The following is a 12,404-nucleotide window of genomic DNA, read 5'->3' as shown; positions in this document are numbered from 1 at the left end:
ATTTGTAATTTAACTACTCACTAATACCAAATCGCCTTCAAACTTAGCACGATAAGTCGCAAGTGGTTCCTTTGCCGGACCATTTTGCACGCTACCATCACTCGTAAACTTAGAGTTATGACAAGGGCAGACAAAGGCTTTTTGGTCTTGAACCCATGCAACATTACACCCAGCATGAGTGCAAGTAGGATTAACCGCGATCGCTTGATTTGCATTAGCTGGATCGCGAATCACTAATGCTTTTCCAACTGCCAAATTTTCATTGAGAAGTTGCCCAGTTTTATCTAATTCGCTGACGGTTCCTACTACTTCAAAGCCATCAGCGCGAACATCAGAAGCAACATTTGCTGATTGCGAATTGCAAGCCGCGATACTAACACTAGCACTCGCTCCCACCAAACTGATAAATTCTCGACGATTCATTTGTGAAATCTCTAATATGCCTTACTTAAGTTAGCAGTGCAGATGGGCTTTTCCAAGTAGTTTCGAGAAATTTTAGCGGCTGCGTGTGATTTCAACGGTGATTTTACCACCAAAGTCAGGAATAGGGGCGGCGAGTTTTGTGAGGCGAACTTGGACTTGTTGCACGCGGTCAGCTTTTAGAATAGATGTAGCGATCGCATCTACCAAGCGTTCGATCAACGCATACTTAGAGGTTTTCACCAAGTGTTTTACGTCATTAATCACGCTACGGTAATCGAGAGTATCCTCAATCGCATCGGTCTTACCTGCTACGGACAAATCTAACCACAGCGTCAAGTCTACCTCAAACCATTGACCCAACACTTGTTCTTCGGGCAAATAACCCGTGTAACCGTAGCAACGAATTCCTGTTAAATGAAAACAGTCCATACAATTTTCCTTATCATTAGCTAATGGCTCATCGCTCATTGCTTGCTCATGCTTGATTTTCGCAACACTAATACCGTTTGGGGTTCCATATTAGCAGAGACTTTTGGGCGGCTGGGGTTAAAAACTGCCGTGATTTGTCCAGGCTCGCGATCTACACCACTCGCGATCGCCTTTGCCCAAACGCACAACGTCGAAGCCATCCCTATTTTAGACGAACGTTCCGCAGCGTTTTTTGCTTTGGGAGTTGCTCGTCAGACTGGACGCCCTGTCGTATTAGTTTGTACTTCTGGAACCGCCGCCGCGAATTTTTACCCTGCAGTCATCGAAGCGCGCGAAAGCCGAGTTCCTCTAATTGTCCTAACCGCCGATCGCCCCCCCGAATTACGCGATTGTCATTCAGGACAAACCATTGACCAAGTAAAGTTATACGGAACATATACCAACTGGTACGCCGAATTAGCACTCCCCTCGTTAGAAATTGAGATGCTAGCGTACCTCCGTCAAACGCTGATTTATGCATGGGAGCGATCGCGCTATCCTGTTGCTGGAGTTGTTCATCTCAATATCCCGTTTCGCGATCCTTTAGCACCCATTCCTGACACCGCCACCGAAATCCTGCGATCGCAATTTAATACTCAAGACTTTTTCAGTAGCATCCCATCACCAATTACCAGTTACCCCTTACCTATTCCCTCTCCAGACGAGTGGAAACAATGCGATCGCGGAATCATCATTGCTGGACTTGCCCAGCCACAACAACTACGCGAATATTGTGGTGCGATCGCCCAACTTGCTAAGACACTCAAATTTCCGGTACTCGCCGAAGCACTTTCCCCTGTGAGAAACTTTGCAGATCTTAATCCTTATCTAATTTCTACCTATGACTTGATAGTGCGCAATCCGCAACTAGCCCAACAGCTACAACCAAAAATTGTCATTCAAATCGGGGAACTTCCCACAAGTAAAGATCTGCGTCAATGGTTAAGCGTAACGCAACCCCAGCGCTGGATTGTCGATCCTTGCGAGCATAATCTCGATCCACTGCACGGAAAAACAATTCATCTACGCACTACAGTAGAACAACTAGCACAATCGATGGAACCAAAAGCCCCAACTCCATATTTAAAGTCATGGTGTGATGCGGAAGCTAGAGTAAGGTCAGCGTGCGATCGCGCAATGGCAGAAATGGAGCATTTATTTGAAGGTAAAGCTGCTTGGTTGTTATCGCAAACTCTCCCACCCGAAACACCCCTCTTTATCGCCAATAGTATGCCCGTCCGCGATATGGAGTTTTTCTGGAAACCGAGTAATTCTAATATCCGCCCATTTTTCAATCGCGGTGCAAATGGTATTGATGGCACATTATCAACTGCCTTAGGGGTAGCACATCGCCATCCAAGTAGCGTGTTACTCACAGGCGATTTAGCTTTATTGCACGATACAAACGGTTTTTTAATTAATAATAAGTTTATTGGGCATTTAACAATTATTTTAATTAATAACAATGGCGGTGGCATTTTTGAAATGTTACCTATTTCCCAGTTTGACCCTCCTTTTGAAGAGTTTTTCGCGACACCACAAAATATAGATTTTGCGCAATTATGTGCGACTTATAATGTCGAACACGAGCTGATTCATTCTTGGGAACAATTGCAACAAAAGCTCAATCCATTACCGACAACAGGAATCCGAGTATTGGAATTAAAAACCGATAGAAAGTTTGATGCCCAATGGCGAAAAGAGAATTTAGCGAAGCTAGCTGCGATCGCCATGTAACGTTTTGAGCGTAGTAGAGGCTACTGAAGATGCTTGGCAACAGTTTGCACGTCTTTATCACCACGTCCTGAACAATTGATGACAATTCGCGGACTGCCATCGAGTTGCGGACATAATGTATCGAGATAAGCGATCGCGTGTGCAGTTTCAAGCGCCGGAATAATTCCCTCTAGCTGAGCTGTACGCTGAAATGCAGCTAACGCTTCTTCGTCAGTAACGCTGTAATATTCTGCTCGTTGTATATCTTTTAAGTAACTATGTTCAGGTCCTACTCCAGGATAATCTAATCCGGCGCTGATCGAGTGTGCTTCTAAAACTTGACCGTCATCATCTTGTAAAAGATAACTCATTGCCCCGTGTAATACGCCAACTCGCCCCTGAGTCAAAGTAGCTGCGTGTTTTTCAGTATTAACGCCTTCCCCCGCTGCTTCAACACCAATTAATCTTACAGACGGTTCATTCACAAATTCATGAAATAAACCCATTGCGTTAGAACCACCACCCACACACGCCAGCAAAATATCAGGTAATCCGCCCCATTTTTCTAGACATTGCGCGCGAGTTTCTTTACCAATGACTGCATGAAAATCACGTACAATCATGGGATACGGGTGCGGACCTGCAACCGAACCTAAAATATAATGCGTTGTTTCAACGTTTGTTACCCAATCGCGAATTGCTTCCGAAGTTGCATCCTTAAGCGTTCCTGTTCCCGCCGATACGGGGCTAACTTCTGCGCCCATTAACCGCATCCGAAATACGTTAAGACTTTGACGTTCCATATCTTGAACGCCCATATAAATTATGCATTTTAAGCCAAATCTCGCGCACACTGTAGCTGTTGCAACGCCGTGTTGTCCTGCACCTGTTTCGGCAATAATCCGCTGCTTACCCATGCGCTTGGCGAGTAATACTTGCGCTAGGGCATTATTAATTTTGTGCGCGCCTGTATGATTTAAATCTTCGCGCTTTAGATAAATTTGCGCGCCTGTGCCGTCAGGTCGTGCATAATGCGCCGTCAGACGTTCTGCAAAGTATAATGGTGTAGCCCTGCCCACATAATCCCGCAGCAATTCTTGTAATTCGGTGATAAATTCTGGATCGTGGCGATACTGCTGATATGCTGCTTCTAGTTGACTTAAAGCAGGCATCAACGTTTCAGGTACGTATTTACCACCAAAGCGCCCAAAGCGTCCGAGTGAGTCAGGGCGCTGTTCAGCTTGCGATTGTGCAGGTAAGGGAGTAGTAGTCACAGACTGGCTAAAATAACGAAATACAGTTAATTAATTATAAATTAAACTCAGATAAACTCTTAGACCTATTTCTATTTCATATTTATTCTCCTCTGCTTTTCTGCTCGCGCAAGCTGAAATTTAGGAAATACTACAACTATGGCTGCTGCAAATCGTAAATCTTCGGATGGTTCCTATGTTTACCGCGAGTTTGGCGGTGATAACTCTCCTGCACTCGAACGCGGAATTCAAGAATTGCCACCTGCGCAACAAAATCTCCGCGTTCAAGCTTCCCGAAAAGGACGTAAAGGAAAAACAGTAACGGTAATTAGTGGTTTTCAAGCGAAACCAGAAACTTTAGCAGCGTTGGTAAAGCAGTTAAAGACGCAATGCGGTAGTGGTGGAACCGTGAAAGATAACGAAATTGAGATTCAAGGAGATCACAAGCAAAAAATTGTTGAAATTCTCACTCAACAAGGTTATAAAGCAAAAATCAGTGGTGGCTAAACCCTGTGTTAGTATGAATACAATTTAAGACTCGCTTAAGAAATTAGCCTGATTGTTTGTTGACGATCGAGCTAGCAAATTGCAGTTAGATGAGAAAAAATGGACATTATTCGCTTAATTTGTGCAGTCTTCCTACCACCGCTGGGCGTATTTCTGCAAGTGGGTTTAGGTCGAGATTTTTGGATTAATGTACTTTTAACACTACTGGGTTACATTCCTGGCATCGTTCACGCGTTTTGGATCATTCTTTCCAAATAAGCAGCATTTACAAATATTAATCAGTGCCCGTTAATTATGAGCGCTGCGCAACAATAACTTTAAATACAAATAACAAATATAAAACCCGATGAGCTTACTCTTCTAAAGGTTTATTTTCAAAATAACCTGCTTCACATAAAGAGTGTTTGACTAAGTCCATCTCAAAAATAAACTTAGGATCGCCACGACGCATAGAATCTAAAGCACTAACGAGTTTAGACACTACCTTCAACGTAGTATCTAATTTTTCTTCCAACTCTGCGACTCTAGCCACAAGCTCTTGTTCGCTCATTGCTCTGCGGTTAATTAGTTTACTCCAAATATCTCCGCGAAAAACTGCCGCATATCCTGCCAAGAACGGCGATCAGCTAACTGATTATACGCTGTCCCTTGCGATTTATCATTACCCGCTTCAGGATTTGTAAAACTGTGGACAGCACCACCATAAGCAACTAATTGCCAATCTACGCCAGCGTTACCCATCTCCTCAGCAAAGCCTAAAACTTGTTCAGGCGGTACTAATGGATCTTCCGCACCATGCAAGACCAGTACCTTACCCTTAATATTTTTTGCATCACTGGGGTTTGGCGTATCAAGACTACCGTGAAAACTAACGACACCAGCGATATTTGCCCCGCTACGCGCGAGTTCCAACACAGTGCTACCACCGAAACAATATCCAATAGCAGCAATGCGTTGGACATCAGTTAAAGGATTTTTTTGGAGGACTTGTAGCCCTGCCAAAGCGCGATCGCGCATCAACTGACGGTTAGACCTGTAGATTTTAGCTTGTGCTGCTGCTTCTTGGGGATTTTTTGGTCTAATACCTTTACCGTAAATATCAGCTGCAAACGCAACGTATCCTAGTTTTGCTAATTGTTGGGCGCGTTGTTGAATATAAGAATTAATCCCTGTCCACTCATGAACAACCATAACACCAGGACGTCTGCCTTGAATGGCGTCATCGTAGGCAAGATATCCTTCTAATACCGTGTTGCCTTGCTTGTACTCTACAACTTGTGTTCGGATTGCAGCTTGGGCAACTGTACTAAACGCTAAAGCAAAAATAGGAGCAAGTAAAAGTGAGCGTAAGATCTTCATTGCGTTGACAGTAGAACTTATTCGCTAGCAATGAGTACTTGTGATTCAGGTACAGCTAGCTGTGGTGCGACCAATGCAGTTGAGTATAGAGGCGATCGCTGTTTTTGCGCGATAACTGTTGGTAAAACTTGACGTACCTGCGCTGCAACCGCAACTGTTTTTACATCATACGTCTGAGTCGCTAACTTGGGATACATGCCGATGCCAATAATTGGTAACAACAAGCAAGCCGCAATAAATACTTCACGTGGCTTCGCGTCACCAAGATACTCTTCAATTACAATTCCAGAATTGTCTTTGCCGTAAAATACTTGGCGCAGCATCGACAACAAGTAAATAGGAGTTAAAATCACGCCCACCGCAGCTAAGAGAGTTACGACAACCTTAAACGCAGGGTTGTAAGCATCACTTGTGGTAATTCCCAAAAAGATTGTTAATTCACCAACAAAGCCACTCATACCAGGTAGCGCTAACGAAGCCATCGCCCCAGCGGTAAAGAGTGCGAAAACTTTGGGCATTGCTTGCGCCATACCACCCATTTTCTCCATGATCAGCGTATGCGTGCGCTCGTAGGTGACACCAGACAAGAAGAACAAGCTAGCCGCAATCAAACCATGCGATACCATTTGCAATACTGCGCCACCGATACCAAGTTCGGTAAACGAAGCAATACCGATCAATACAAAACCCATGTGCGCGATCGACGAATAAGCTAAGCGGCGCTTGAGATTTGTTTGCGCAAACGCAGTTAATGCACCGTAAACAATATTGACGACACCTAAAATAGCGAGTACAGGCGCAAACGCAACATGCGCAGAGGGCAACATTTCGATATTCATGCGAATTAGCCCGTAGCCTGCCATTTTGAGGAGTACACCTGCCAAAATCATCGATACAGGAGCAGAAGCTTCGCTATGCGCATCTGGAAGCCAAGTATGTAACGGGAAGATTGGTAACTTAACGCCAAAAGCGATGAGTAGTGCAGCGTAAACTAATAACTCAAACGCTCTGGGGTATTGTTTGATACCCAAAGTTGCCATGTCAAAGGTAAGGACATCACCATACATTGCCATTGCAAACGCGGCGACAAGGATAAAGATCGATCCCGCAGCAGTGTAGAGGATAAACTTTGTTGCGGCGTAGCGGCGATTTTGTCCTCCCCAAATCGAAATCAGCAAGTAAACAGGAACTAATTCAAGTTCCCACATTAAGAAGAACAGTAGTAGATCTTGAGCAACAAAGACGCCAATTTGCGCGCTGTACATCATCAGCATCAACGCGAAAAATAAGCGTGGCTTTTTCGTAACGTTCCACGCTGCCAAGATTGACAAAGTTGTAACAAAACCTGTTAACAAGACCAACGGTAACGATAAGCCATCTACCGCAACCGACCAACTCATGCCTAGCTGGGGTATCCAAGGATAGCTTTCAGCAAGTTGAAATGTTGAGATTTGTAAATCGTAGTTCTGCCAAACGGCACATACCATCAGAACGAAGTCTATGATTCCTACACCCAAGGCGTACCAGCGAACTGTTTTACCTTGATTGTCTGGAAGCAAAGGAACGGCTAGGGCAGCCACTAGTGGTAATAAAATGACGGTTGTTAACCAAGGAATTTGTATGCTAAGCATGACTGAGGATAAATACCTATTGCCTATGACATACATTTTATTAAGTTACGTGAAGTTTTGAGAAGGTATATTTTGGAGAATTAAATTATAAGAATAAATACTTAGTGGGCTTTATCATTACAAATCTTAATGAATAAATGTTAAGCACAAAAGTACGTTAGCGATCGCCCACCACATCCAACTTATAAGGTTCTCCAAACCATGACTCCAAAACAAGCTCAAGACTGATATGCTGTAGCAGCAAATGCATGCAATTTAGCCGTCGCTTGCACAATCTGAGTCGAGAAGTACTCAGGAAGGAAGAAAGTCTAAGCAAGTTTGGACAAGCGGCGATCAAATCGCGGCGATTCAAGGATTTAACCACCGAGCAATTGACGTGGGAAGCTACGCATAGTGTTGATGACTATTTGACGCTTTTAAGTACATCGTCACTATGTATAAAGCTAGAAAGACACAAGCAAAAAGCACTAATTGCCGATTTAAAGAAAGTGCTAGCGAGAAACGGGATAACAAGTATCTCAGTTTCTTATCTCTCAGCGCTTCAGGTTGCTCAAAAAGCGCGAATCTGTAATGGTGCAAGCTTAGCGAATAAATTCGCGACTCAATGAACCAAGTCCACCTGCGTGGACTATCAACACAATAAAACACCCTCATTGATAGGGTAGCGTTACACGATGCGATTCACAATCGTTAAAACATCGCTATCAGTACGCACATAGGGAACCGAAATCGATCTAAAGCCAGTAATTAAAGGTTTGTAGTACACTTGCCAGTAACTAGGGCTGAGTTCATCTGCTGTTGCTTTGAGCGATCGCAGTTCTTCTGCGAGTTCAGCGGCGAGTTGATTAATGCGTTCAGCTTGAGCTAAAGCCTGCTTTTTCCCAGCGGCGACACGTTGTTCTAGAGAGTCGTTTTGCTGTGAAAATTTTGCTAACTCGATTTGTTTTTGTGCAAGTTGTGCTTCTAAAGCTGCGATCGCATCATCAATGCCCTTGACTTCTGCAAATAATTGTAAATCTTCTCTAGCACGACGACGGTAAGCCGCCGCGATTGCTTCGGGAGATGCATTTTCTAAATCTATTGGGTCGGTTGTCAGTGAAATTCGTTCCTGACGTAGCGCCGCAATTTGAGCTTGAATAGCCGTAATTTCTGCTTGGATATCATTCATAGTACTTACTAGGCTACCTCAATCGTGCTACGCGCACCGGACTTATCAATTTCGAGCGATCGCACGTGTGGATTCACTCCTGCTTGCTGCCAAGCTTGGGCGATCGCCCTAATTACCGCCTCAGCTTGTCGTTGATTCGTCAAAGCAAGTAAAGTAGGACCTGCACCACTAATAACCAAACCATACGCCCCAGCAGCGATCGCCGCCTGCTGTACTGCTTCATACCCCCGAATCAAAGCTTGACGATAAGGCTGATGCAACCGATCCTGCAACGCCCCCTGAATCCAGGCTTCATTTCCCGTCTCCAACCCACGTAACAACAATCCTAAATGCGCCGTATTAAAAATTGCATCCGCCCGACTCACTTCATTTGGTAGAACCCGCCGCGCCTCAGCCGTCGAAAGCTCAAAATCAGGAATCGCAACCACAGGTACTATACTCTCATGCCAAGGCACATCACAAATTTCCCAACCTTTGTGTCTTTGTGGTTGATTTCCCTCAACACTCGCCGCCAACCGACACCCGCCCAACAACGCCGGAACCACATTATCAGGATGTCCTTCTAGAGAAATCGCCAACTCCATCACCGCATTTGTATCGAGTGGTTCGCCTGCGAGTAAATTTGCACCAACCAAGCCGCCAACAATTGCCGTTGCAGAACTACCCAAACCCCGTGCTAGCGGCACATCCATCGCAATATCTATATGCACAGATGGTGGCGTTTGTCCAATATGTTCATATAATTTGACAAACGAGCGATAAACCAAATTACTCGCATCTGTACGGACGCGATCGCTTTCTGTTCCTGTCACGCGAATTGCGACTTTTTCTTGATGCGTAAACTTGAACTGGTTATACAGCGTCAACGCTGCACCAAGACAATCAAAACCAGGACCTAAGTTAGCCGTTGTCGCCGGAACCGAGACAGAGACAGAGTGAGTCATTGTTGAGTGTGTCATACCACAGACCGACGCAAATCATAGCAGAATTCCTCCACAAACATCGACGTCAATCTTGACTTTTCAACCACTTCTGGCACTAACAAGCGGTACGTTGCTCCACTTAAACTCAGCATTTAAAGGTATTTGAGATTAAAGCAAAAATATCCCCAGCAACAATACCGGATAGGCAGCTACTAAAAACCAGCCTGATGCGCGACTGATTTGCTTTTTTGGGGTTGCCAGTAAGATAACTAATACTAATGCAGCTAGCATGGCGATCGCAGGTTTATGCAGTAGTGAAGCATCAGTAATTGTGAGAGGACGAATCAGCGCAGCGGCTCCCACGGTCATAGTGACATTATATGTAAAAGAACCTACAACCCCAGCTACAACAACTTCTGTGGCTCCTTGACGCGCCGCAGACCAACAGAGAACGACCAACTCAAATGAAGTGGCAAAACCGACAACTGTAAGCGCCAATGTGGTTTGAGTTTCCTCAACACGGGTAATCTGCCGCACTGCCTCGACTAACATAACCGAACCGATTGCCATTGCGACCAAACCCGCTGCTACTAGCAGCAATTCTTTGCCAACGCGACCTTTTTCTGTTTTCTCATGCGCCAGTTCTTCCGCCGCTTCTTCTAAAACTCCTGTTTCTCCCATGGCTGGCGGCTGTCGTTCCACAATCCAGATAATGCCGATATAAAGGATGTAGAGGGCTAGTAAAATAACTCCTTCGAGTCGCGTAACCTGACCATTCCAAATAAAACCTACCGCCGCTACAGCAATTGGAAACCCAAACAGCGCATAGCGCATAACTTGTTTACCAAAGGGAAGCGGTGCCACAATTGCCCCGACGCCTAACGCCACGAGACAAATCGCAATATTTGACCCGATCGCATCGCCAAATGCGATCGCTGGTACACCTCTTAAAGTTGCGGCGATCGTGGTTGCTAGTTCTTCGGGTTCTGCTCCTGCTAACAGTAATGCTAATGCGAAGCTACTAACCTGCAACCGCACTGCTGCTTCTCCCAAATTTTCGGCAAACGTTTCTGCCCCCCAGACAATCGCTGCTACTCCTACAAGAATTACTCCTATCCACAAAATAATCACAAGCCCTAGCCTCCTGGCTACTGCCATTGCCTGCACGCACCTAGATATGCAACACTTGTTGCAAACATACGAGCAGCATAACCGCGATTCGTTAAAAAGGCAACAGATGTTGCAATTATTTTTGTGAGTGGAACTACAGGAATGTCTTATGAGCCAGCAATACTGGAATCTCTTGATCTACCGCGTCCCCGCGCAGCCTTCAACCAAGCGGGTATATATCTGGCGCAAGCTCAAAAGTTGGGGCGGACTTTACCTGCAACAATCGGTCTGCGTTCTTCCTCATCGCGAGGATTTTCAGCGCTATTTAGAAGAGTTAAAGACAGACATTTTAGCAAGTGGTGGCGAAGCAGATTTACTAACGGTTGCGATTGATGACGCTGAACAAAATACGATGCTGATTCAGCGATTTCAGCAGCAAGCAGAGGAGGAATATCAGGAATTTCTGGGGCGCTGCCGAGATTTTCACAAAGAACTGGATCGCGAACGGCAGATCAGTAATTTAACCTTTGCCGAGTTGGATGAGAATGAAGCAGAACTAGCAAAGTTGCGATCGTGGTTGCCGAAAATTCGCGATCGCGATCTGTTTGACACTCCTATCTATGCAACGGTTCTCGATGCTCTTACTGCTTGTGAGGAGGACTTTCAATTGTTTAGTCAACAGGTCTATGATGCCCAAGGCTTGGAAACAGGTGATGCGTAATTGATTACAAATACGCTTGCACTAATTCACCTAATACGGAAATACCCCGCTCGATCTTCTCTGGCGAAAGTGTAAAATTGAGACGTAATGCCCGATAGCCCTGTTGTCCTGGGAAAAATGGCGAGCCTTCAGCAACAAAAACTCCGCGCGATAAGGCTTTTTGACAAATTTCAGCCATTGGTACTGGAGGCATTTCCACAAGAAAGTGCCACCGTTAGGCACTGTCCACGAGGCGGAGGCAGGGAAATACTTTTGCAAAGCAGCTAACATTGCTGTTTGGCTTTGACGATGTTGGGCTTGTAGGTGGGCTAAGTGATGGCGATAGTGTCCTGAGGCGAGATACTCACTGACAATTGCTTGAGACACGGTAGACACGTGCAAATCGTCGAGTAACTTGCGTTCGACTAACGGCTGATAATGCTTTCCAGTAACGACTAAGTAACCAACGCGGATACCTGGCATTAAGGTTTTAGAAAAAGTACCGACGTAAACCGACGTAAGTCGCGATATCTTTACGGTCTAAAGCTTTGATTGGGGCGGGAACAGGTTCAAAATTCAATCCTTCATAGGCATTGTCTTCGAGAATTACGCAGTCGTAGCGTTCCGCAAGTTGTAGCAATTGCTGACGATGTGCTTGCGATGTTGTGATTCCGGTAGGATTGTGCAAAGTGCTGACGGTAAAAATTAACTTTGGGCGATACGTGTGGAGATTCTTCTCTAATAACTCCAAGTTCATCCCCTCAGCGGTCATCGGAATACCAATAACTCTTACCCCCATGCTGTATAACAGTGATAGCATTCCGTACCAAGTTGGACTTTCAACAATCACCCAATCGCCTGGTTTGACGTAGTAGTGGCAGATACTTACATTAATACTACCTACAAGCCTGCGGACAAAAGCAATTTCTGCTGATCTCACTCGTTTCTCTCGATTTAATGCGCAGACCTGGCCGTAATTCCATTAAAATTTCTGCCTTGTTGGGTCAGTTTTGTTAAAATTAAGCATTGGTAATACAAATATCTACTCTGAAGCAGAAAGCAAATTACAAGCTACAGTTATTGGATTTTTTCCTTGATATTCAACTTTAGCTGTGCAGTTGCGGTTATATTGCATATATGTAATGT

General features: G+C 44.9%; 14 protein-coding genes and 1 pseudogene. 5 read left to right on the top strand and 10 right to left on the bottom strand.

Annotation, left to right across the window (positions count from 1 at the left end; translation table 11 throughout):
• Window positions 1–9: 9 nt before the first annotated feature.
• Window positions 10–423, bottom strand: coding sequence for a ubiquinol-cytochrome c reductase iron-sulfur subunit (locus B1A85_RS01245; protein ID WP_104545122.1), 414 nt, complete (start codon window positions 421–423; stop codon window positions 10–12).
• 72 nt (window positions 424–495) lie between these two features.
• Window positions 496–852, bottom strand: a complete 357-nt coding sequence (gene folB / locus B1A85_RS01240) for a dihydroneopterin aldolase (RefSeq protein WP_104545121.1) — start codon at window positions 850–852, stop codon at window positions 496–498.
• 48 nt (window positions 853–900) lie between these two features.
• Here folB and menD point away from each other — a divergent pair, with 48 nt between their 5' ends.
• Window positions 901–2,628, top strand: coding sequence for a 2-succinyl-5-enolpyruvyl-6-hydroxy-3-cyclohexene-1-carboxylic-acid synthase (gene menD / locus B1A85_RS01235; protein WP_104545120.1), 1,728 nt, complete (start codon window positions 901–903; stop codon window positions 2,626–2,628).
• 20 nt (window positions 2,629–2,648) lie between these two features.
• Here the strand turns inward: menD and trpB are convergent, their stop codons facing one another.
• Complete coding sequence (gene trpB / locus B1A85_RS01230; RefSeq protein WP_104545119.1) at window positions 2,649–3,881, bottom strand: tryptophan synthase subunit beta; 1,233 nt, start codon at window positions 3,879–3,881, stop codon at window positions 2,649–2,651.
• A gap of 138 nt (window positions 3,882–4,019) precedes the next feature.
• Between trpB and B1A85_RS01225 the strand changes: the two genes are divergently transcribed.
• Both B1A85_RS01225 and B1A85_RS01220 read left to right on the top strand, forming a co-directional pair.
• Window positions 4,020–4,367: a translation initiation factor gene (locus B1A85_RS01225; protein WP_104545118.1), complete on the top strand. Its 348-nt coding sequence runs from the start codon at window positions 4,020–4,022 to the stop codon at window positions 4,365–4,367.
• Between the two features lie 99 nt (window positions 4,368–4,466).
• Window positions 4,467–4,625: a YqaE/Pmp3 family membrane protein gene (locus B1A85_RS01220; protein ID WP_104545117.1), complete on the top strand. Its 159-nt coding sequence runs from the start codon at window positions 4,467–4,469 to the stop codon at window positions 4,623–4,625.
• 94 nt (window positions 4,626–4,719) lie between these two features.
• Here the strand turns inward: B1A85_RS01220 and B1A85_RS01215 are convergent, their stop codons facing one another.
• The 3 genes from B1A85_RS01215 to B1A85_RS01205 are packed head-to-tail and all read right to left on the bottom strand — an operon-like array spanning window position 4,720 to window position 7,357.
• Window positions 4,720–4,917, bottom strand: a complete 198-nt coding sequence (locus tag B1A85_RS01215) for a hypothetical protein (RefSeq protein WP_104545116.1) — start codon at window positions 4,915–4,917, stop codon at window positions 4,720–4,722.
• Between the two features lie 14 nt (window positions 4,918–4,931).
• Complete coding sequence (locus tag B1A85_RS01210) at window positions 4,932–5,726, bottom strand: dienelactone hydrolase family protein (protein ID WP_104545115.1); 795 nt, start codon at window positions 5,724–5,726, stop codon at window positions 4,932–4,934.
• A gap of 17 nt (window positions 5,727–5,743) precedes the next feature.
• Entirely contained in the window at window positions 5,744–7,357 is a 1,614-nt protein-coding gene (locus tag B1A85_RS01205; protein WP_104545114.1) for an NAD(P)H-quinone oxidoreductase subunit 4, read from the bottom strand.
• Window positions 7,358–7,605: 248 nt separating this feature from the next.
• Here B1A85_RS01205 and B1A85_RS01200 point away from each other — a divergent pair, with 248 nt between their 5' ends.
• Window positions 7,606–7,965, top strand: a complete 360-nt coding sequence (locus B1A85_RS01200) for a hypothetical protein (protein ID WP_104545113.1) — start codon at window positions 7,606–7,608, stop codon at window positions 7,963–7,965.
• Between the two features lie 59 nt (window positions 7,966–8,024).
• On the opposite strand, the gene B1A85_RS01195 is transcribed toward B1A85_RS01200, so the two are convergent.
• The 3 genes from B1A85_RS01195 to B1A85_RS01185 form a co-directional block, all read right to left on the bottom strand.
• Window positions 8,025–8,525 carry a hypothetical protein gene (locus B1A85_RS01195; protein ID WP_104545112.1) on the bottom strand — a complete coding sequence of 167 codons (501 nt, stop codon included), beginning with the start codon at window positions 8,523–8,525 and terminating at the stop codon, window positions 8,025–8,027.
• Between the two features lie 8 nt (window positions 8,526–8,533).
• Window positions 8,534–9,469, bottom strand: coding sequence for a homoserine kinase (gene thrB, locus B1A85_RS01190; RefSeq protein WP_210404118.1), 936 nt, complete (start codon window positions 9,467–9,469; stop codon window positions 8,534–8,536).
• Window positions 9,470–9,616: 147 nt separating this feature from the next.
• Window positions 9,617–10,606, bottom strand: a complete 990-nt coding sequence (locus B1A85_RS01185; RefSeq protein ID WP_210404117.1) for a sodium:calcium antiporter — start codon at window positions 10,604–10,606, stop codon at window positions 9,617–9,619.
• A 121-nt stretch (window positions 10,607–10,727) separates the two neighbouring features.
• On the opposite strand from B1A85_RS01185, the gene B1A85_RS01180 reads away from it, so the two are divergent.
• Window positions 10,728–11,279, top strand: coding sequence for a Chromate resistance protein ChrB (locus tag B1A85_RS01180; protein WP_104545109.1), 552 nt, complete (start codon window positions 10,728–10,730; stop codon window positions 11,277–11,279).
• Between the two features lie 4 nt (window positions 11,280–11,283).
• Here the strand turns inward: B1A85_RS01180 and B1A85_RS25880 are convergent.
• Window positions 11,284–12,135: pseudogene (locus B1A85_RS25880) on the bottom strand (PLP-dependent aminotransferase family protein); the annotation flags it as partial.
• Between the last annotated feature and the right edge of the window lie 269 nt (window positions 12,136–12,404).

The organism is Chroococcidiopsis sp. TS-821 (assembly GCF_002939305.1).
In the GTDB taxonomy this organism is placed as follows: Bacteria; Cyanobacteriota; Cyanobacteriia; order Cyanobacteriales; family Chroococcidiopsidaceae; genus Chroogloeocystis.
Note: the sequence above shows the minus strand (reverse complement) of the source record. Positions and strands in the feature narration are given on the sequence as shown.